The 22,681-nt window shown below is 52.0% G+C and carries 7 protein-coding genes; 4 read left to right on the top strand and 3 right to left on the bottom strand.

Annotation, left to right across the window (positions count from 1 at the left end):
* The first annotated feature begins 8 nt into the window (after positions 1 to 8).
* The 4 genes from argJ (at position 9) to ACKQTC_RS00150 (ending at position 4,111) form a co-directional block, all read left to right on the top strand.
* Entirely contained in the window at positions 9 to 1,226 is a 1,218-nt protein-coding gene (argJ, locus tag ACKQTC_RS00165; RefSeq protein WP_408976430.1) for a bifunctional glutamate N-acetyltransferase/amino-acid acetyltransferase ArgJ, read from the top strand.
* A complete protein-coding gene (gene argB / locus ACKQTC_RS00160) occupies positions 1,216 to 2,088 on the top strand; it encodes an acetylglutamate kinase (protein ID WP_408976429.1) in 873 nt (290 codons plus the stop codon). Before argJ ends, argB begins: the two co-directional genes overlap by 11 nt.
* 9 nt (positions 2,089 to 2,097) lie before the next feature.
* The gene (locus ACKQTC_RS00155; RefSeq protein ID WP_408976428.1) at positions 2,098 to 3,276 is read left to right on the top strand and encodes an aspartate aminotransferase family protein; all 1,179 of its coding nucleotides are present in this window, start codon (positions 2,098 to 2,100) and stop codon (positions 3,274 to 3,276) included.
* A gap of 166 nt (positions 3,277 to 3,442) precedes the next feature.
* The gene (locus ACKQTC_RS00150) at positions 3,443 to 4,111 is read left to right on the top strand and encodes a Fic family protein (RefSeq protein WP_408976427.1); all 669 of its coding nucleotides are present in this window, start codon (positions 3,443 to 3,445) and stop codon (positions 4,109 to 4,111) included.
* Positions 4,112 to 4,686: 575 nt separating this feature from the next.
* On the opposite strand, the gene ACKQTC_RS00145 is transcribed toward ACKQTC_RS00150, so the two are convergent.
* The 3 genes from ACKQTC_RS00145 to ACKQTC_RS00135 form a co-directional block, all read right to left on the bottom strand.
* Complete coding sequence (locus ACKQTC_RS00145) at positions 4,687 to 10,332, bottom strand: S-layer homology domain-containing protein (RefSeq protein WP_408976426.1); 5,646 nt, start codon at positions 10,330 to 10,332, stop codon at positions 4,687 to 4,689.
* A 247-nt stretch (positions 10,333 to 10,579) separates the two neighbouring features.
* Entirely contained in the window at positions 10,580 to 17,791 is a 7,212-nt protein-coding gene (locus tag ACKQTC_RS00140; protein WP_408976425.1) for an InlB B-repeat-containing protein, read from the bottom strand.
* Positions 17,792 to 18,396: 605 nt separating this feature from the next.
* Positions 18,397 to 22,146, bottom strand: a complete 3,750-nt coding sequence (locus ACKQTC_RS00135; protein WP_408976424.1) for an S-layer homology domain-containing protein — start codon at positions 22,144 to 22,146, stop codon at positions 18,397 to 18,399.
* Positions 22,147 to 22,681: the final 535 nt, after the last annotated feature.

Here is a 22,681-nt window from a genome sequence, read left to right as displayed (position 1 = left end):
GGGATACCATGCACCACTGGATAGAAGCAGGGACCATCACCAGTCCCCTGGGCTTTACCGCTGCAGCCGGATCGGCCGGCATCAAGGCCGACGGCAGCCCGGACCTGGCCCTGATTGTTTGCGAAAAAACCGCCACCGCCGCCGCTGTCTTTACCAAAAACCTGGTGGAATCGGATACCGTCACCCTCTGCCGGGCCCATGCGGCCTCAGGCCAAGCCCGGGCCTTTATTGATAACAGTGGCAATGCCAACTGCTGCACCCCGGACGCCTACCGGGTAGCCGAGGGCATCTGCACCGCTGTGGGCCAAGCCCTGGCCTGCCCCCCTGAAGAGGTCCTTCCGGCCTCGACCGGGATTATCGGCGAATCCCTGGACCTGGCCCCGGTAGCCGCCGCCATCCCGGACCTGGCCGCCGCCCTGTCCAAGGCCGGCGGTGCGGCCTGTGCCAGGGCCATTATGACCACTGATACCCAGCCCAAGGCGGCTGCCCTCAGCTACAGCCGGGAGGGCCATACCATTACCCTAGGTGCCATCGCCAAGGGCAGCGGGATGATCCACCCCAATATGGGGACCATGCACGCCCTCATCAGCACCGATGCCGCCATCAGCCCGGCCCTCCTGAAAAAGGCCCTCCAGGCCGCTGTAGACCGTAGCTTTAACATGGTCAGCGTCGATGGCGACACCTCTACCAACGATACCGTAGCCATCATGGCCTCCGGCCTGGCCGGCGCACCTGAAATCCAAAGCCAAGGTCCGGCCTACCAGGCCTTTGCCGACGCCCTGGAGGCCCTCTGCATCCACCTGGCCAAGGCCATCGCCGCCGATGGCGAAGGGGCCTCCCGGCTCATCATCTGCCAGGTCCAGGGGGCCCCGACCGAAGCCGACGCCAAGACCGTCGCCAAGTCGGTCATCACCTCTCCCCTGGTCAAAACCGCCATCTACGGCGGCGACGCCAACTGGGGCCGAATCATCGCCGCCTGTGGCTACAGCGGCGCCCCCATCCGGTCGGACCGGATTGATATCCGCCTGGAGACCCCTGCCGGGTCAGCCACCGTCTGCCAAGGGGGCCGGGCCACCGGCCTGAGCCGCCGGGAAGTCAGCCCCCTCTTTGAGCAGACACCTGTTACCCTCGTCATCAACCTGGGCCTGGGGGATGGCCGGGCAGAGGCCTACGGCTGTGACCTGACTGAAAAGTACGTGGATATCAATGCCGCCTATGAAGTCTAGCGCCGGCAGCCTGGATCCCCAAACCCGGGCCGAAGTCCTGGTCCAAGCCATCCCCTATATCCAGGACTTTGCCGGGAAAACCATCGTCATCAAGTACGGCGGCGGGGCCATGGTCAATACCAGCCTCATGCAGTCGGTTATGAGTGACCTCCTCCTGCTCCAGCTCATGGGCATGCGCCTGGTCCTGGTCCATGGCGGCGGTCCCTTCATCAACCGGGCCCTGGAGGCCATCGGCCACCAGTCCTCCTGGCAGGATGGCCTCCGGGTCACCGATGCCACCACCATGCAGGTGGCCCAGGAAGTCCTGGCCGGCGGCGTCAACAAGACCCTGGTCCGGGCGGTCGGTGCCGCCGGTGGCCAGGCCCTGGGCATTTGCGGCTTAGACGGCTGCCTCCTCCAGGCCCAAAAGCACCGGGGCCCGGTGGACCTGGGCTATGTCGGCGATATTGAATCCGTCAACTGCCGAATCCTCCATGACGGCCTGGACGCCGGCTACATGATGGTCGTGGCCTCCATTGCCGGCAGCCCGGCCGGCGACGTCTACAATGTCAACGCCGACCATGCCGCCGCGGCCATCGCCGCCGGCTGTGGCGCCCAAAAGCTCATCCTCATGACAGACGTCCTGGGCGTCCTCAAGGACCGGTCCGACCCGGCCAGCCTCTTGAGCGTCCTTTCCCAAAAAGACGTCCCTGCCCTCATCGACGCCGGCATTATCCAAGGCGGCATGATCCCCAAGATCAACTGCTGCCTGGACGCCCTGGCCGGCGGCGTCCAGCAAGCCCATATTTTAGACGGTACCCTCCCCCACGCCATCCTCTTAGAACTCCTGAGCGATGACGGGATTGGTACCATGGTTATTTAGGAGGTCCCTATGGATACCAAAACCCTGAAAGCAAGCTACCATGCCCATATGCTCCCTGTCTACGCCCCCTATGACGCCGTCCTGGTCCGGGGCCGGGGCGCCACCGCCACCGACCTGGACGGTAAGACCTACATCGACTTTACCAGTGGCATCGGCGTCAATGCCCTGGGCTTTTGTGACCCCGAATGGGTCCGGGCCGTCAGCGACCAGGCCGGCCAGCTCCAGCATACCTCTAACCTCTACTACACCCTGCCGGCCACCACCCTGGCCCAAACCCTGACCGCACAAACCGACTTTGACGCCATCTTCTTCGCCAACAGCGGAGCCGAGGCCAACGAGTGTGCCATCAAGCTGGCCCGGAAGGTCAGCTTTGACCGCCATGGGCCCGGCCGGGCCGATATCATCAGCCTGACCGATAGCTTCCATGGCCGGACCATGGCCGCCCTGTCCGCCACCGGCCAGCCTTCTATGCATGAAGCCTTCATGCCTATCCTGCCGGGCTTTAGCTACGTTCCCCCCGATGACCTCGCCGTCCTGGAAGCCGCAATCACCCCCGCCACCTGCGCCGTCATGGTCGAGTGCGTCCAGGGGGAGGGGGGCGTCCATATCCTGGACCGCGCCTACCTCCAGGGTCTGGCCGCCCTCTGCCGGGATAAGGACCTCCTCCTCATTGTCGATGAAGTCCAAACCGGCATCGGCCGGACCGGTAAGCTCTTCGCCTACCAGCATTACGACATCCAGCCGGACATCATCACCCTGGCCAAGGGCCTGGGCGGCGGCCTCCCCATCGGGGCCTGCCTGACCACCGCCGCCCTCAAGGACCACTTTTCCACCGGCAGCCATGGGTCCACCTTTGGCGGCAACCCCATCGCCTGCGCCGGCGCCAAAGTCATGGTCGACCGGATCGCCCAGCCCGCCTTCCTGGCCGCTGTCGAAGCCAAGGGCCAGCTGCTTGAAGACAGCCTGACCCCCTGTCCGTCCATCGAAAAAATCGACCGCCTGGGCCTCATGATCGGCCTCACCCTCAAAGACCAAAAGCCCGCCGACGTCCTGGCCGCCTGCCTGGACAAGGGCCTCATGGTCCTCACCGCCAAAGACAAAGTCCGCCTCCTCCCGCCCCTGTCCATCAGCGAAGAAGACCTCAGCCAGGGCTGCGCCATCCTGACCGAGGTCCTCAGCGGCAAGTAAAGGGGCCAAGGACTTACCCGCCTCCACTTACAGAAAGCTAGAGCCCTATCGGGCTCTTTTTCATCCGGCCAAACCCGCCCCAGCAATGTAGCCTAAGGGAAAACCGCCTAAAGGCTTAGGGTCAGAATGTGCTATAATAAGGCCAACAAAAGAAGGAGGGGCGTCCATGTATAGCCAAAAATACCTTAGTGATATCCTCGTCCGTTTGGCCCACCACTCAACGGCCCTGGAGGGGAATACCATTTCCCTGCCGGAAACGGTAGTTATTATCTTGGAAAGCAGTCTGCCCGGCAGCCACAAAAGTATCCGAGAATTTTACGAAATAGATAACCACAAACAAGCCTTCCGGCTTCTGCTTGATGCCTTAGATGACCAGGCCCCCCTCTCCCTTTCCCTTATCCTGTCCCTACACGCCGCCTTAACTGACCGACTCCAGGCAGATAGCGGCCATTTCAAGTCAACTGACAACGCCATCATCGGCGCCACTTTCCAAACGGCCCCACCCGGCCAAGTCCCCTACCTGGTCCAACAATGGGTTGACAATACCAGCCACCGACTGGCCAACGCCCATTCTGAAGCGGACATTCTCCATATCTTAGCCGACAGCCATATTCACTTTGAACGAATCCACCCCTTTAGCGATGGCAACGGGCGAACAGGCCGCCTCCTCCTCTTATTTTTATCCATGCGGGACCTCCCCGCCCCGGTCATCATCTCCAAGGAAGACCGCGGGGCCTATATAGAAGCCCTGGCCGACCAAGACGTCCAAGCCCTGGCCGCCTTAATGGCAGAAAAATTACAGGAAGAAAAAGCCCGCCGGCAGACATTCGCTTAAAGCACAGACAAATAGCAAAAGAGCCATGCCCAGGCCTGCATCACGCAGCCCTTAGGTATAGCTCTTTTTTACTTAGCGACAAACCCGTCTCAAATCCGCATTTCATTTATAGCCATTTTACCCCAAATCCGCATTAGAATCCGGTAAGTCCTCTTCAAGCGGATCAAAACCATCATCCAGGTCATAGCTATCCCCTTCTAGGGCTTGAGCGTACCCCTAGCCGACATTTCATTAAAATTCATTTCTTCTCTGACAGGCCATTTTGTAGGCAGGGTAAGTGATGCCCTTGTATAGGATAATCTGCCGATAGAAGAGAACAATAGCCGTGGTATGTCTTCCACCTGCTTTTTAATACTTTCCTGACTTCTTGCATTGAATATTCGCCGTTTTTTCTGACCGATATGAACCACCTTGAATATTAAAAGTCTTGGTGTCGCATAATGCGATAAGAAATGAAGCGCAAGCCACCCCAACAAAGCAAAAAAGCTCCCGCCTGCGGCATTCGCAGGCGGGAGCCTTGTCTTTGACCTCTTGGTCGGGGGCCAGGGTAATCCCTCAGGGGATTTGAAGGCCCCTTAAATAAAGCTCTTCCAATTGATCCCGGTCCAGTGCTCATGCTTGCCATCAGCGTCCCGGGTGAAGTCATGGCCCATGGTGGCTTCCATGATGGGTTCATAGTACCAGTCTGTCCGAGCCACATCGGAGAAATGGATGATGAGGTCCGGATGGCTGTCGATCCAGACCAAGTCCCCGTACCGGTTCAGCATCCGGTTGGTGATGGAGGTCACTTCCGCCCGGGTGATGGCCCGGTCCGGCCGGAAAGTGTCATCCGGGTAGCCGGAAATCCAGCCATGGCTGGCAGCCAGCCGGATGGCACGGTAGCCCCAGTGGTCTGCGCCCAGGTCAATAAAGGTAATTTCCTTTTCATCGGTCAGGGCTGCAAACCGGGAAGCAATGGCCGAAAACTCAGCCCGGGTAATGGGCTGGTTGGGCTTGAAGCTCCCATCCGGGTAGCCGGTGACAATCCCCTTTTGGACCGCATAACCAACGGTATTGGCGTACCAGTCGCCCTGCTTGACATCACTAAAGCCGGCATCATACTTCTTCCATTTTATGGGCCGGTCCTTTAGGAGCCGGGTGAACATGGTAGCCACTTCCGCCCGGGTCATGCCCCGGTTGGGGGCAAAGGTCCCATCCGGATAGCCGATCAGGTACTGGTAGTGGTCGGCCTTGTTCAAGTCTGATTCAGAAGGCTTGGGCCCGGGATGGACTTCAGGCTTGTCCGGCTTCGGTGGAGGAATAATCCAGCCTGAGCTGCCGCCGGAGCCACCACCGGGCTGGGGTTTTTCCTGGATAAAGTCATACTCGGCCACGACAATCAGGTCCTCCACGATGGCCAGAGAATCCTTCCGGTTCCAGCCATTGGCCTTGACCCCGCTCTTGGCCTTTATGGTCGGCTTGGTCAGGTCGCCTAGGACCTTGCCGGCATCCGGGTTGACATAATAAACCGTCTCCCCTTCCAGCTGGCCCAGGCTGCCGGTCACAAAGGTCACCGTGACATAGGCCTCCGGCTTAACATTGGGCTGGCCGCCCTCATCCTTGCCGGGTACAATATCCGGGTAGCCGGCAAAGGTCCCTATAATGGTCGTATCTTCTGCATATTGGCGGGCCGCAGCCGGGTTCGGTGTCCAGGTATCAAAGGCATGGCCGGTAGCGGCCGATACCGCCGGCGCCTCTAGGCTGACTTCAGCAGCGGGGTTCACATAGTAGGCCATCGTCTCGCCGGCCTTAATCTCCCCGCCTCCACCGGCAATCTTAAAGCTGACAGTCACATAGCCGTCAGGCTTTTGGGCGACGTCCTTCTCGGGGATGACATCACCAATTTTATTAAAGGAGGCGGTGATGGTGGTATCCTTGCTGTAATTGGTCGCCTGTCGGGCATCCTGACTCCAGGCCCCGAATACATAGCCGACACTCGGTTGAATGTCTGCCCCTGTTGGCGGCATCAGCCGGACATACTTGTCCGGGTTGACATAGTAGACCTTATCGGTCACCTGGCCGTTCCCGCTGTTATCTTCCGTAAAGGTAACGGTCACATAGGCCGGATCCGGTTTATCGGGTTGGTCCTCGGTTTTTTCCTGGACATCCGGCAGGGCCTGAGCCAAGGCGGTAACGGTCATATCCTTATCGACAAGCATCGTATCCGCTGTATCCCAATCCGTAAAGATATAACCGGTACTGGCTTGAACCCCCGGCTTAACCAGGTCGGCATGGCCCAGGGTAATCCCGGCACCCTTCTTCACATAGTAGTGGTGGATATTTTCCAGGCTGAGCCCCGGTTGAGCGGCAAAGCTCACCCGAACATAACCATCAGGCTTAGTCATAGGCTCAGCCGGATCATAGGGGATAATGTCTGCCGCTTCTACATAGGTTGCGGTAACGGTGGTATCTTCCTTGAACGTCTTCGGTGTCCGCGGCTGGTAAGTTTCCCCGCCAAGTTTCCATTCTTTAAAGGTAAAGTGCTGCTTGCCCACCGGCGTCTGCACCGGGATGGTCACTGCCTTATCCGGGTTGACCCAGAAAACACTTGGTCCTTCTAAGTTCCCCTTGTCCGTGGGAACAAAGGTGACCTTTACAAAGGTATTCGGCACGTTCTCCGGCTTGTTAGTCCCCTCTTGGGGGATGACATCCTTGTCCAGGGTCCATTGGGCCGTGGCCGTCCGGTCCCGATCCAGGACGATGGATTCACCGGCCGGGTAAACCTTGTCCTCGCCATCCAGTTTCCAGCCGGCAAAGACTGCGTTAACCTTACTCAGGCCCGGAGCATTGGCCAATTGGACGGTAGCCCCATGCTTGGCGGTGACCTTAGCCGGCGGCGTCCCGGTGCCTTCACCGGCTGTGTAAGTGAGGGTAACCTGACCCAGCTTGAAGTGAGCCACATACTCTCGGTTGCCGGTAATCGGATTGGTTAAATCCAAGTCTTCCACCCACTTGTCAAAGCCGTAGTTTTCCTCGGCCAGGGGCTTGGGCACAGCTAATTCTTTTTCGCCGGCTTGCTCGCCCTCTTCTAAGACCTTCAACTTAATGCCGGCCTTGGGATTGACGTAAAAGACTCTTTCATTAACCGCCGTCTCTTGACCCGCCGGCCCTACCAGCTGGCCCTTGTCACCGGCCCTAAAGGTCACCGTCACATAGCCTGCCGGCTGATCCGGCGTCTCCGGCGTTTTTTCGATAATATCCTTGTTTGGCACAAAGTTATAGATGAAGATGGTTTCTTTATCGGTAAAGGTCCCTTGCAGGGTCTTATTCTCTGCATTGGTCCATGTTTCAGCCTCACCGGCCTGGGCCAGGTAACCAACAGCAGGGGTTTTCTTAATGGTCTTGGCCTGTTCGGTCATATCCACCGACACTTCCGGACTGACATAGTAGGTCAGGGTGCCTTCTAAAGACCCGCCTGTCCCGGCTTGAAAAATCACCTTGACATAATTATCCAAGGCCCCTTCCGGTTTTTTGCCGTCAGGCGAGGGGATGACTTTTTCATGAACCTTAACTTGAATATCCACTGGGTCTTCTTGGCTGCCGATACTGGACCCATCGGTGTAGGTAATGATGACCTTAGCAGTAGCATCGCCGGGCTTTGTTACATCTGGATTTTCGACAATTTTAACCGATGCGATGGTCTTACCGTCGGGAGGCGTGATTTTCCCCTTATAATCTTCCGGACTTGGTGTCTTACCTTCGGGAGTATGCACCGGTACTTTTTGCGGCTCCAGGTCCTTAATGGCCTGGGGGTCATAGCTGTACCGGGCGGTGATGACTGTTTCCGCCTCAGTAAAGGTATGTGCCCTGGTTAAATCAATGACCTTCCGGTTTTCACCGGTGGTCCATTTGTCAAGGGTCCATCCCTTTTTGGGCGTCAGCTGCCCAAGAGGGATGGTCACCGCCTTGTCCAGATTGACCCAGAAGACATGGGGTCCTTCTAAGGTTCCCTTATCGGTCGGCACAAGGGTGACTTTCACAAAGGTATCCGGTACGTTACCGGGCTTCTTGTCTCCTTTTTGAGGAATGACATCAGAAACGTATTGTGCCGTTATCGTCGTGGCAACCTTAAATTGATTGCGTACATCCCCGGCAATGGTAATATCCGTCGGTTCATTCGTCGACCCATCGGCCTTTTGGGTCCATTTGAGGAAGACGTTATCGTCCTTACCTGTAGGGTCTTTCCCGGGGATGACAACCTTGGCTTTCGGATTGACATAGAAGTAGGTCTTTTGCGGGTCCGTCGCTTTTGTCGTCGGATTCACGGTAACTTTGACGTAGCCATCAGGTACATAGTAGGGCTTTTCTGTTAAGGTCTTGGCTTCATAGATGTTTTTAACCACCTGAATAGGGATGGCTACTTCTTTAACTTGACCGTTTTTAAAGGTTACTTTTGCCTGAACAGTCTCTCTGCGGGTCGGCTCGTCCTTTGGATTGGCTTTTTCCTTTAACTTGTCGTAGAGTTCCTCATCAAGGCTTCCGTATGGTTGACCGGAACTATTTTTGCCTAGAACAAATTCAAAGGTAGCATCACTTGGTAACTGACCAACCTGCCCATCAGTACCCTTTAATTGAACCAGACTTTTTAAGTCATCTGCCTTTGGGACAAAGTTATTCATCCAAGCGTCATCTGTTGTCTTAAAGGATTCCGGAACCGTTATCTCTCCAGCGACTAAGTCGCCATTATCGATAATGACTTGGTCATAGTTGGCAGTAATAAGTGTCTCCGCTGCCTCAAATTGTCCTTTAATACCTTGGTCAATATCAGTGGTCCAGGCTCTAGACGGTTTTTCATCTGATGTCCAATTTTTGAAATCCCAGCGATATTCAGTCGGGTTGCTTTCTGAAACCGGAACTGTTTTTCCCGCTGGCTTGGCTACCGGAAGGGTAACTTGTTTGTCCGGGTTTACCCAAAAAATCCGGGTAATGGCTTTGTTATAGTCCTCGCCCGTTAAGAGGTCGCCTTGGTCATTTTTGACCTCTGCCTTGTCCGTTAGCTGAACAGTTATCTTGACGTGACCATCGGGGACATTGCCCGGCTTATCTTTCCCCGGTTGCTCAATAACGTCTTCCGTATAGATGGCATAAAAGGTTTTGGCACCGGTGATGCCTTTAAAGGCTGTTTCTTGATCAACAGGATTTGTAGCGTCCGGTCTATCCCCCCAGCCAATAAAGGTCTTTCCTTCTGTAGGCGTTGGTGATTCAACAGAGCTTGCATCCTGACCATACTCAACCTCTTGAATGACCTTCTGCTCGGCACCCGGGCCAAAGGTGCCGCCGTTGGCATCGAAGGTCACCGGGATAACTTCGGTCATGGTCAGCTTACCGCCATTGATGACATCGTAGGCGAAGTCGTATTTGAACTTTTTACCATCAAGTGATGTGATGGTTTTACTCGCTTCGTCTAGGGTGTAGGTGGCTGAATCGGTATCAAGGTCAAATCCTTCTACGACTTTAACGATGGGGACGGTCCTTAGGTCATTCCCGTAGAACTCGTCAAAGCCATTGTATTCATCAATTGGTTTTTCATCGTTTCTTAGAATGGTTTTACCAGTATCGTTCTTCGGGAATTTAAAGAAGCCTGTTTCATCAGCAATATCCCCCTTGCTTGCATCATTATCAAACAAACCTTCTACCGGCGGGCGATCAGCTTCTTCAACGCTCGTTCTCCACTCGCTGGTAAATTTCGTCGACGCCACTTGCCCCAAGGTGATGCTTAAGGGGATATCCGCAACGATTTTACCGTCACTATCTTTTTTAAAAGTGGCTTTACTATCGCTCTTCCCGATTTCCATGGTTAAAAAGGTAATCTTATCAGAGGTCTGGTAGTCCAAGGCCACCTCATACCGGTAAGGCTCAAGTGCCGTCGAGTAGAGGGGGAGCTTGGCAGGCTTGCCATACTGGTCGGTCCAGGTATGCTTACCGGCTTGGTCAATTTCCAGGATAAAACGGTTGATTTCAGCATTAGTCGTTGCATCTTTTTGTAGAAAGATGATCTTAGCCTTGCTGGGCTTGCCGTTGGTATCTTGACCAAAAATTTCTTTCCACTGGAAGGGCTGCATCACGCCCTTGTTCGTTAAGCCTTCAGTGGCAAAGTTAACATGGACATTACCATAGGCTGCGGCCTTGTCCGCATCAGTCGGGTTTTGACCTGGTAGATAGGGGCTGTCTGCCCCCAACATACCGGCACCCTGCTGCCTGTGCGGAGCCTTTCTTTGATCTCTCGCCTGTCGTTGAATCTCTAGTATGGTCCTATTGTCCAACTTGGGGTAATTTTTGCTATCCAGCTTTCCTAGCGTAATGAGCTGATTCACCGCTTTTGTAGGTGGATTCTCATTACCGGCCCAGGCCAGACTTGGCACAAGGGTTTGTGCCAAGAGGGCAAAGGCTAGCCCAAAGGCTAATAGTTTCTTTATCAAAGTATCCTCCTTACTTAATCGTGAATTCTCTCATACCAGATCGGATGCCATCTTTCTCAGCCCAGTAGCGGATAAGCTCACCGGACTGGAGGGGCCGACCTATTTCAAACAAGCTATAGCTTTCGGTTACTTTTCTTCTGCCTCGTCTCATGGTCACCGTAACTTCCTTGCTATCAATGACCTCACTTTGGCCATTGGTGACCACTTCCAGTTTGCCGGTTGCCCCTTTCAAGTCATTAAGGATACGAACATCTACTTCGCCGGCATTCGGTAACTTGATTTCCAGCTCCGGCATGGCCATGCCTTTAGCCGGAATCTTGGTATCTTGGGCAAAGGTTCTGGTCAACTTGCCGTCTTGGTCAAGGGGAGTATTTTCCCAACCGGTAAACTCCAAACCCTTGACCTTATTGTAGGCCACCGGGGCTTTAAAGGTGACTTCTTTGTCTTTCGCCACGTAGAATTTTGACCTCTCGGTCATAAAGGCCTTTTCTTCATCGACCACGAATTCCACGATAACCATACCTTCCGGCCGGTCTTCGTCAATTTTTTCGTCCGGCGTGATGTCCGGATTGATGGGAATGACGTCGGCTTCAGGGGCATATTGGGCGATGAAGTCGATGTTTGCCTTGTTAAGGGCTAAGGCCTGGTCCCAGCCGCTGTTTTCGGTTTTCGCCTTGTAGTACTGGGCCGGAACGATGGCGGGGACGGCCATACCCTTGGCTTGGGCGTCATCAAAGGTAAGGTCCTTGGCAACCTTATAGGAGAAGGCTGCTTGCGTAGCCTCTGCAACTTTCAAGCTACCGTGGTCGCCCTGGTTAAAAGTCACCTTGATAAAGGGTGCTTCTACTGGATCGTTTTCGCCGATTTTTTGGACAGGTGCTTGCCAGATGGCTACCAGGGTCTTGTCCTCAGTAATGGCAGCGTTTAGATCAAAGTAGGGGTCGGCAGCGCCTGTTTTACCCTTTTCTTTCCAGCCCATAAAGACTAGGTCGTCTTTAGTGGGTTTGGTAACGGCTTGGAGTGTGCCGCCGTGTTCCACTTCTTGGCTGGCTACCTCTGTTCCACCCTTGCTGTCGAAGCTGACGGTGTGTTTGACTGGCGTCCATTGGGCGGTGGCGGTTTTGCTTTCAGTCAGGGAAATCCGTTCGCCGGCTTTATAGATGGTGTCGTCACCGTCGAACTTCCAGCCGGCAAATTCGGCATTGTCTTTTGTCAAGCTGCCTTGGTTGGCCAGTTGGACGGTATCGCCAATATTGACGCTTTGGTCTGCCGGCGCATCTCCTCTGCCGCTGCCGGCCTTATAACTTAGGGTGACTTTGCCCTTGCTAAAGTGGGCGACGTGCTTGAGGTTACCAGTAATGGCCTTCGTCAGATCTAAATTTTCCACCCACTTGTCAAAGCTGTAGTTGGTAGCGGCAACCGGTGTCGGCACAGCCAGTTCTTTATCGCCGGCCGTTTCGTTGTCGCCTAAGACTTTTAGCTTAATCCCAGCCTTGGGGTTAACGTAGTAGGTCTTATCGCCACCCTCAATGCTACCATTTTCGCCAGCAGTAAAGATGACGGTAACATAGCCTTGCGGCGGGTTTTCCGGTTTACCGGATACCTTTTCGATAATGTCGTCGTTTTTGACGAAGTTATAGATAAAGGTGGTTTCAGCTTCGGTAAACTTGCCAGTCAAGGCGAGGGGATCGCCATTGGCATTGGTCCATTGCTCGGTTTCTTGCGTCAAGTAACCAACCGCCGGGGTTTTGGTAATGCTCTTCGCTTTATCCGTTAAGTTGACGTCAACTTCCGGGCTGACATAGTAGCTGGTGGTTCCTTCAAGAACGCCTGCCGCTTTCCCATTATCTGTGCCTGCGACAAAGTTGACTTTGACGTAGTTTTCCATTGCTCCGTCGGGTCTTTCTCCGCCTGGTTTTGCAGGAATAACTTTTTCGTGGACGGTAACCTTAATCTTAACAGGGTTTTCATTTGTTCCCGTTGTCGAGCCATCCGTATAGGTGACGATAACTTTAGCGGTCTTATCACCTGGTTGAGACGTATCTGCCCCTTCAACAATTGTTATATCTTGAATCGTCTTGCCTTTTTGGGGGGTGATTTTTTCGATATAGTCTTGCTTTTCAAGGGTCTTGCCTTCAGGGGTGTGGAGGGGGCTTGTCTTTAAGGGGTCGGCAATTTCTGCCGCCTTAATAGACTTTTTGTAGTTGGCTTCGATGACGGTAACCTTGTCGGTAAAGTGGTGTTTATCCAGCTTGACCGTTACTGGCGGGTTGACATCGGCAAGGGCGGCGTCACTTTCGCCGGCTTGGACCTTTTGCCAGTTTTTAAAGAGGTAGTCGGCTTTTACAGTCTTTCCACCAAGGTCGAGATCTTGGTCTGCCTTGCCTGCAGGATTGGTTATTCCTTCGATAGCAACTTCCTTGGTTGCATTGACCCAGAAGGTCTTTTCAAATTGAGTCGCATCCGTCGCCTTGTCCGTCGTCTTGACGATAACCTTAACATAGTTTTCGGGGACCGGCGGCTTCTTGTTGGGGTCGGTTTGTTCGACGACATCCTGGGCAAAGCCGGGCGTTATGACAGTATCTTTGGTGAACCGGTAGCGCTTGGCCTTATCGCCGTCCTTAAATTTAAAGACGCCGTTTTCTTTATTTCCTTCATTGTATTCCTTATTGCTTGCCGTCCAATGGGTAAAGCCCAGTTTGGCTTTTTCCTCATCGGTCAAGGTGATTTCAGGAATATCCACCAAGGCCTTGGGGTTGACGTAGTAGACCTTGGCATCCTTGTCGCCCTGCTTGCCGGAGGGGTTGACGGTGACTTTGACGTACTTGCCGCCGGCGTCCTTTAAGATGTCCACGAGGTCGCCGTCTTTTTTACCATTGTCCTTTTCTTCTTGGCTGGCAACTTTTTCCGCATCGACCAGGTACTTGGGCTTTTCGCCGGTGGTTAAGGCTTCATACCGGTTTTTATAAACCCTAATCGGTATTTCAATGGCCTGCTGAGACCCGTTGCCGTAGTCAACGGTGGCGGATATATTGACTTCTCTAAAGTCTTCAACCGAATCGGACTTGCCAAGTTCCTTGACTTTATTGTAAATCTCGTCAGGGCTTTCATTAATGGTGACATTGACACCAGCCGGCAGGGGGCCTTTGACGCCATCTTTGACCCAAGAGAGGGCGCCTTTTAGGTCATCTACAGTGGGAGCGAAAGCGTTCACATCTGTTAAGGCTTCTGTCCGTACCAAGGGGTCAATTTGCAGGCCGGCCCAATTAAAGTAGGCGGTAAATTCGTAGTTCCGGCCAATGACGGTTTTTTCGTTAAAGAGTTTGGCATTATCCCAGTAGAGGAATTTTTTGCCGGGGTCGGCGTTGATATACACTTTGTCCGCCTGTTCCGTTTCCCCTTCGCCTAAAACCTTAGGCACAGGGACATTGTCGGAATACAAACCGTCAATCACGTCGTAGACGACTTGAAGTCTTGGAATCTTATTGCCGTCCTTATCCTTCTTATAATTTCCCTGTTCGTCCTTTTCGTAACCGAAGTTACCCCCCTGCTTGTCCGGGTCAATTTTAAAGATCACCCGGTGGTAGCCTTCCGGGGTAACAGCCTTAGGATCGTCTCGCTCAATGACACGGACATCTTGGTAATAGAAGGCAATTTCATCCTTACCTGTATCATTAATGCCTAAGAAGTTGCCTTCTTCATCTAGGTTAAAGAAGAGTTGCTGCTGGGGATCGCTCACCAGCTTCCAGCCGGGAATGTGGCGGTAGTTCCGGGCATCGTAGTGGCGGTTGCCGTTTTCTACCAGTTCCGGCTCAGCTTTGTTGATGATCCGATAGGTTTGTAGCTGGTCTTCGGTGGGGTTGGTAATTCCCTTGATTCGGTCATCAAAGTAGTTGACCTTGTACTTCCGGGTCTTAAACTCCCGGTAGAAGAAGTGGAATTCGTTAAAGGCGTCCGGGTTTTTCTCGCCGGTTTCCAAATAGGGGTCAGCTACCCGCATGGTTTGGAAATAGGCGTTTCTCCGGCCGGACTTATCTAGAATACCTTCGTACTCGGCATTTCCTTCCAGCTCATTGACCTTATCATCATGCTTGAGGACCAGGTACTTGGCCCCCTGCTGGGTGGCGACGGCAGAGGTGTATGAGCTGATCCGCTTAGCCGGCAGGTTTTCTTCCTTCCGTTTTTTTTCCACCTTGCCTGTCTGGTCGTAGAAGTGGTGGACGGCCTTGATGGGGACGAGTTCGTTAGACACCCAGATGGCCTTAAGGTAGGCGTCGGCGACGGTTTCGTTTTGGAAGGCGTAGAGTTCCGGTACGCCGTAGGTATCTTTATACTTGGTGTCCACAGTGCCGTTTTCTTTTTTACGAACTAATTCCCAGCCGAGGAAGTCGTAGCCTTCCCGCTTCGGCTTCCAGGAGGGCTCTTTAATGGTGAGCCGGTGGCCAACTTTGACCTTTTGGACCTTGCCCGGTTGGTTCCTGTCGTAGCCGTCTTCAGTGACGATTTCGGGCATTTTGTAGTCTTTTTTGCCGATGGTGGTCTCGACTTCTTCCCCTTCCTTGTGGGTGGCGACGTATTCCGGTTCCAGTTCCGTCAAAGTGCCGCCGTTGGGGTCAAAGGAAATGGTCCAGTCCGGCTCTTCCTCGCCCCAGATCCCATAGAAGGTCAGGTTGTAGTCAGGCATGGTTTCTTTGGCCTTAGGGTCTTTGACTAATTTCACAGATCCGTCTTTATCTCTTACAGCCTTTTGGACAAAATTCACCCCGGAAGGGTCCAGGGCCCAGCCCTTAAACCTGTATTCTATGCCCTTTGCCCGTGCGTCCTTGACAAACTGAGGTTCATCAGCCTGGGTAAGGACAGGAAGGGTTAAGTCTTTCAAAGGCTTTTGGTATTTAACGGCTTGACTTTGAGGAGACCCGTCGGCAAATTGCTTCCCTGTATAGGCAGCGTCTTCTTTTACCTGGCTTGGGTCTGCGTTTAGGTTTAGGGTGTAGGCATTGCGGGTGTACCTAAAGGGAATGTAGCCATTATTATTAGAAAAATTACTCTTATTAAGTGTTGCTTGGAAGGCAAAGGGGGTCTTTTCACCCTCTTCTCTACCATTGTTTTTTGCGTTTAGAGTTATTTCTGTTAGCTCTTTTTCAGATCTTTGCTTACCCGGCTCTGTAAAACCTTTAAGGCTTGGTGCGGGAAAAGAATAGTCCTTATTGGTATCTGACTTCCAGTAGTAGAGCTCCGGGTGGAAGCGGAAGACACCGTCTATATCCTCCAGCTGAAAGTCCACATGGTGGGGCATAAACTGGTTCGCGTCTGACACGGCAATGCCCATGGAAATAATATTTGTACCCGCATAGGATATTGGCTGACCAGAAGTATCTTCTCTAGACGGGCTGGTAAGGGTCCTGTCCACGTCGATAAACTCGCCCTTGGTCAACCGATAGGGTGGGGTATCTCGATAGATAAAGCCTTTAACTTTATTAATACACCAACCTTGTGAATATCTCCTGATTGGGTACCCTTTGGAGATATAGGCCATCTTCTCGCCCTTAAAGATGTTTTTGGTATAATCATCCCCCATATCCCCGTCTCTCACCCACTTGTTGGCTAAAGACTCGCCAAAGCGGGCGGTTATGGAGTAGGGCTCATTGCCATGGTCTGGACTTCCATTCTTATAATCGTAAACGGTGATATTACCTGTTTTTTTATCATATACCGTAATCTCTGGATCAAAAGATTTAAACCTACTAGACATATTAATTTTTTCAAAGATTAAGGTGTAAACGGTCCTATCATAGTAGACCTCATAGACGGTCTTCCCCGTAGAAGAGACCTTCTTTTGGACCTGGGCAGCCGTCCCGTCTCCCTTGTTTTCTCGAACGGCGTTGGCGGTCTTCGTTAAATCGGCATTGTAGGTGTAGTATTTTTTTAGTTCCTCTTTATTGGCGACTACCTCTGCCGATTTCCCCTCTAAGTCGGGGAAGGTTACACCGATGGGCAGGAGGTCTTCCAAGTTTGGTTGAGAGCCGGTAGGGGCATTTGGCATGACCCTGGCCCCGACGAAGTCGTATTTTTCCCGAAGGTTGGCCGGATTTTTACTGCCAAAGTCGTGGTCAGGCTTTTCAGTATAGTAGAGGACGGTATAGTCTGCCTGAGGGTTGTCTTCCCAAACGGCGGTAAAGGTCAGGTCGTGGGCGGGCATAGCGTCTTTAAATTCAGATTTTTTATTGGCAATAGGGACCCCTGCCTTGACGGTAACAGCCTGGCCGCCTGCGTCCTTGTAGATAAAGGCGTGGGAGGCCTTCCAACCCATAAACTTGGCCCCAACCTTAGTCGGTTCTTGCACTTGAGGAATGGTTTGCCCGTAGTAGAGGACCCGGGCCGGAATATCTGACCCGCCGGCAGTGTCGTAGGAGACGTTAAACTTCGCCCGGTTATACCGGTATTCCACGACAAAGTCTCTGGGGTTTTCAGGCACGCGGACGGTGATTACATTGGCCTCAGGCTCAAAGCCTAGTCGTTCGTTTTGGTCTAGTGGCGTCACCACCATATCATGGCCCACCTGGCCGGACTGGTCCCTGGTGATGGGTTCATTGTCCCCTGGTCTCGGCCCGTACTTTTCCTTATCGTAGAGGTCTTGAAAGACGTGCTTAATCGTTATAGGCACCTGGATAGACTTATATTTAAAGTCATGGTCTGCGACTAAAGCCTGGTTAAAAATAGGGTCCTTGGGGTTGGTCTCAACTTTTTTCCCGTTTGCCAGGGCCTTGTCCTTGATGAACTTATAGTTCACATCCAGGGTTGGTGTTGGCCGAGAATACCCATCCAACTCAGGGAGCTTTTCAAGGTGGTTCACTTTCTTTTTATCAGCTGCAGTCACCAGATTTTCATCACCAACCGTGGCAATGTAGGGCTGGTAGTTGGTTTCCAGCCGGTCCCCCCGCTGGACTTTAAAGTTCCCCCTAATGGTATAGGTCTTGGGGTAGGCCGGATCAGCAATTTGCTCATTGGCCGCTGCTTGGCTGGTGGGGTCTGCTCCCAGCTTAGCCGGCCGGTCAACCGGCATGGCATTGATATAATTGGACTTTTCGCTGGGAATATCATGGTAGCGGAAGCTACTGGCCAAGGCTTCCACAGGAAAAGAACCTAGGAGTAAAAAGCCAATTAATAAAAAGGCTACCGCCTTCTTGGCCCAGACTCCCGGCTTGTTTTCAAACACTTGCATAGTCTCCTCTCCTTTCAATATAAAAAACCGCACTTAAAAAGATGTTTATAAATGTATCTAAAATAGGCATTTTACCTCTTAAGTATACCCCATTCTACCGGTAAATAAAAGCAGAGAAGGGCGTAAAGGGCTATGATTTGTCGGCCCCCCTAAGGGCACCATCAAGTGATTCATTTCCGGTGTCCGGTCGATTGTGACGCAAGCCCCTGAATCCCTTTCCGGCCATTGCCAACCCATTGCCAACCAGCCCTGCCCAGCCCAGGTCTCCAGCTGCTGCCAGCCCAGCTGACAGTTAATAAAACCGGCTGAGCCTCTTTAGCCAGCCGGATAAGCAATTCCAGCTATACCATGCCAAGCCCCTACTGCTGTCTAAAGCAGTTTACCTCGGCCCTCCAACCCTGCCAGGGTATAAAAACGATTCTATAATGAAAAACCACCTCAATCTGCTTGAGGCGGTTAGGGATGACTTCACTTTTTGTATAGAGGGGATATTAATAACCCAACTATTGACATAGAAAAAAGCAACCGCCTGCGCATTTCGCAAGCGGTTGCTTTTTTATTTGACCAGCTGGTCAGGTCTAAGGGTTTCCTTTAGGGCCTAGGCCTTAGATAAAGGATTTACCGTTTAAACCGGTCCAGTGTTCGTCTTTTTCGCCGTCAGCACGGGTAAAGTCATGACCCATGGTGGCTTCCATGACCGGTTCAAAGAACCAATCGCTGCGGGCGACGTCGCTGAAGTGGATGACATCTGCATCGTGTGCGTCAATCCAAGCCAGGTCGGCGTAGCGGTTGAGCATGCGGTTGGTGATGGAGGTCACTTCTGCCCGGGTGATGGCTTGTGCCGGCCGGAAGGTGTTATCCGGGTAACCGGAGATCCACCCATGGCTGGCTGCCAGGCGGATGGCCTTGTAGCCCCAGTGGCTGGCGTCTAAGTCGGTGAAGGTGAGGTCTTTTTCATCGGTTAGGCCGGCAAAGCGGGCTGCAATGGCGGAGAATTCTGCCCGGGTGATGGGCTGGTTGGGTTTGAAAGACCCATCCGGGTAACCGGAGACGATGCCCTTTTGGACGGCATAGCCAACGGTATTGGCATACCAGTCACCGGCGTTGACGTCGGTGAAGTTGCTGGTGTAGCTTTCGCCTTTAACCGGGCGGTCTTTCAGAAGACGGGTGAACATGGTGGCCACTTCTGCCCGGGTCATGCCGCGGTTGGGACCAAAGGTCCCATCGGGATAACCGATCAGGTATTGGTAGTGGTCATCTTTGTTCAGGTCACCTTCATCGGGTTTAACGTCAGGCTTAGAGGGGATAACGATGGTCCCGCCACCGCCACCGGGGGTTCTCGGTTGTTTGACTTTAACCTTAATTTCAGAGGTGACCGGGGTACCATCCAGGTCAACTTTTACCTTAATGGTGAATTCAGAAGGACCATTATAGTCTTTCGGAACATCAACGGTAATTTTACCACCCTTGTCAGCCGGGGTGACGGTGACACCATCCGGTTTTTCCGTAACTTCTACCTTGCCGATTTTATCAGCAGGAACAGGGTTGCCATGTTTATCCTTGGCATCCGGGGTGATTTCTTGGGTTTTACCCTTTTCGATATCCACATCCGGATAGGTAACCGTCGGTTCGCCGATTTTAACGACTTGAGCGGTAAAGGTCACGTCGCCTTCAATCGCCTTATTTAGCTTGTCAGCATTGTTGTAAGGCCATTTTTTATCAGCATCGGTATACTTAACTTCGTACTTGTCGTCAGCAGTGACTTTCGGCACGTCAGCAGTGAATTCGCTCTTATCGGCTTTGGTACCCTTGATTTGGTACTTATCGCCATTTAATTCAATAAGGGCCTTTTTCTCTGCTTTGGGGTTGACATAGTAGGAGACGTTAGCGTCTTTATCGTCCACCTTGGCACCGGCAACGTCTTGGAAGGTCACGGTGACATAACCATCCGGCTTTTCTTCACCGGGCTTAGCCGGAATGATATCATCCCGCTTTTCGTATTTCAGGGTGATGGTGGCCGGAGTATCTTCGTTATATTTGCCGTCAGTCGGTTCCTGGCTGATAAACTTATAGCCACGAATTTTCGGTGCGTTGGCTTCCGTATAAGTCGGCAGTGCCGTATTGTGCTTGCCGGTTAAGGTCGGGTTGTAATTTTCCTTGTCAATCTTCAGGGCATCTGTTGTCGGATCAATTGCATTACCGGCAACGTCTTGGTAGGCCAGAGTTGCGGTACCATTGCCACGGACAGCTACATTGGCTGTAAAGTCAGTCGGTGTGGTAATCGGTTCGCCAACTTTGTCATGGTTATCGTAAGGCCATTTTTTATCACCGGTGGTAACCACCTTGTAGCCTTCGTCAGCAGTGACAGCCGGCACATTTTGGACCTTGTCGTCTTTGCCAACTAAGGTAGCCGTATCGCCTTCAACGACTTTAACTTCAGCTTGCGGGTTGACATAGAAGGTGACATCTGCGTCTTTACCAGCTACTTTAGCACCCTTAGCATCTTTGAAGTTAACGGCTACATAGCCTTCCGGTTGATCTTTACCACCTTTATCAGGGTCTGCCGGAATCACATCATCCAGTTTTTTGTACTTCAGGGTGATGGTGGCTTCCTGACCTTCTTGGTACTTAGCAGGAGTAATGGTTACCGCCTCATTCCCTTCAACCAGTTCATAGCCCAAGAGTTTCGGGGCTTGGTCTCTGGTAAAGGTAATCTCTGTGCCGTCTTTGCCGCTAAGCTCAGGTGCATAGTTTTGACCCTTAATTTGAAGAGTTTTATTCGTTGCAGGTTCTAATGTCTGACCTTGCTCATCGGCGTAAGCCAATTTAGCGGTCCCGTTACCTTTAAGGGTGGCCTTAGCGGTAAAGGTGACAGATTCAGCAATGCCGGTATAGTCAGCATCTTGTGCTTCTGTTGTAGAGTTTGCATCGCCCTTATACCACTTGGCGTCCTTGTAATCTGTTTTAGCTGTGATGGCCGGAAGGTCAGCATCTTTATCAAGATTGGTATTCGGTTTGATATAGAAGGTTTTTCCGGTACCGGTAACACCTTCCCCGATAACAAAGTTAACGGTCAGTTTGTCGGCAGGCAGGTTTCCTTCAGTGAACTTATCCTTGTCTTTGTCCTTATCGTATTTATGTTCTGCAACATAAAGAACCTGATCTTTAACGACAACATAGGAGCCATCTTCAAAGGTGACTTTTAAGTTGCCCTTGGTGCCGTTCGGTAAGTTGGCAGCTGCAGCAGTTCTTTCTGCTTTTGGAGCGTCAACAGTACCATCGGTCCCTAAATCGGTAACTTTTGTCGCATCCGCATCTAAAATTGCCTGCAGGTCAGCGTTTGCTGTTTTAAGAGCAACGCCCTTCTTCCAAGTAATGTCCTCGCCCTTCCAAACCCTAATAGGTTCAGCCTTTAGTTTATCTTTGAACTTATTGGCTGTGGTTTCGGTGTATTGGGCATAGAGGTCATAGAATTTTTGAGCATCTGAAATCGGCACTTCCAAGCTATCTAAGGTGTTATTTGCGTCATTCCATTGTTGTGTGGTGTTCACATTATAGCCATCCTTAGCTTTAATATTGGCCACCAGGTTTGCATCATTCAGCTTAATGCCCTTATAAGGATTGACGTAATAAACGATTTCATCAACGAGTGCCTTTTCGTCCGTCGTGTATAATTGACCGCGTTTTTCGGTTTCCTTATCGCTGTGGAAGGTTACTTTGACATAACCGTCCGGTTGAGCTTTATCCCCGGGAACAATATCAGGAAGAGCCGTGTAGTTTAGCTTCAAGGTCGCGGTGGCCGGATCTGTATAGTGATACTTTTGATCTTGACCAACTTGCCCGGAAACTTCAGGATTTGTATAGGTGTAACCTACAAATCTTGGTGCCTTATAGCCCTCCTCCGTAGTGAAAGGCGTCATATCGATGACGCTATCCTTGGTGCCGGAAATTTGATTGGCATACTTAGCAGCGTCATCCAGACGTAAGGTGGGATCAGTGATTTCCTTGTTGTTCGTCTTATCCCAGAATGTAACATTGGCATAGCCTTGCGCTTCTGGTCCATAAATGGCGTAGAAAGTTGTGTCACCTTTAACGACATAGGTATCCATATCAACCACATTGCCATCTTCTGTATCAGACCAACCCTTAAATTCATTAGCTGGTTGACCGGTTTCAGCAGCCGGCGGTGTCAGAGCTTTTGTGCCGTCAGGAATCGTTACAGGTCCAATCGTATCCGGTGCATCCATAAAGGATTCAGATAGTTTTAAACCGTTGGCGGCGGCTTGTGGGGCAGGCGCCGAGTTTTTCCATTCACCCTTGCCCTTATCAAAGGTAACGGTATTTTTTTCACGCATAGTTGCATGGAAACCCTTAAGGGAATTCCCTGTAATTTGGTAATAGTAGCTTGAATTTGCTAGTTGACCTTGCAACGCATCCTGAATTTCTAAGTGGATAGCCGCAGCTGTCCTAGAGTCGTTACACCTAATGATATCCTCTGAAACATTATTTAAATAGACAGGATTTGGATGATCTTTCCATAACCATTGTTTTCCCATCCGTAGTATACTGTTTTGATCTTGTTTTGGTAAATTAAACTCTACAAATCTGTTTGATGTACCAATATATTTAGCCATGGCGTCAGGTTTTTCAGTATTACCGTGCCACTCAGTACGCACACCAGTGTGACCTAAAAAGTCAATATTAATATTCACTGTGTTGGTTGGTTTACTTTTTGCTTCAACTATATATCTTGAATCTCTGCCATCATCGAACTTAACTAAAATTGCCGGGAAGTACTCATCATCTGGCACCGGAGCTTCAAACGCTTTACCACCATTAATAAAGTCCTTTTTCTGAACTTTATATTCCTTATTATAATCCATTAGTTTT

The organism is Peptococcus simiae, from assembly GCF_046097595.1.
In the GTDB taxonomy this organism is placed as follows: domain Bacteria; phylum Bacillota; class Peptococcia; order Peptococcales; family Peptococcaceae; genus Peptococcus; species Peptococcus simiae.
Note: the sequence above shows the minus strand (reverse complement) of the source record. Positions and strands in the feature narration are given on the sequence as shown.

Coding starts and splice junctions, on each gene's coding strand:
- argJ (WP_408976430.1), top strand. CDS start 9: ATGCACCACTGGATAGAAGCAGGGACCATCACCAGTCCCCTGGGCTTT.
- argB (WP_408976429.1), top strand. CDS start 1,216: ATGAAGTCTAGCGCCGGCAGCCTGGATCCCCAAACCCGGGCCGAAGTC.
- ACKQTC_RS00155 (WP_408976428.1), top strand. CDS start 2,098: ATGGATACCAAAACCCTGAAAGCAAGCTACCATGCCCATATGCTCCCT.
- ACKQTC_RS00150 (WP_408976427.1), top strand. CDS start 3,443: ATGTATAGCCAAAAATACCTTAGTGATATCCTCGTCCGTTTGGCCCAC.
- ACKQTC_RS00145 (WP_408976426.1), bottom strand. CDS start 10,332: ATGTTGGGGGCAGACAGCCCCTATCTACCAGGTCAAAACCCGACTGAT.
- ACKQTC_RS00140 (WP_408976425.1), bottom strand. CDS start 17,791: ATGCAAGTGTTTGAAAACAAGCCGGGAGTCTGGGCCAAGAAGGCGGTA.
- ACKQTC_RS00135 (WP_408976424.1), bottom strand. CDS start 22,146: ATGCGTGAAAAAAATACCGTTACCTTTGATAAGGGCAAGGGTGAATGG.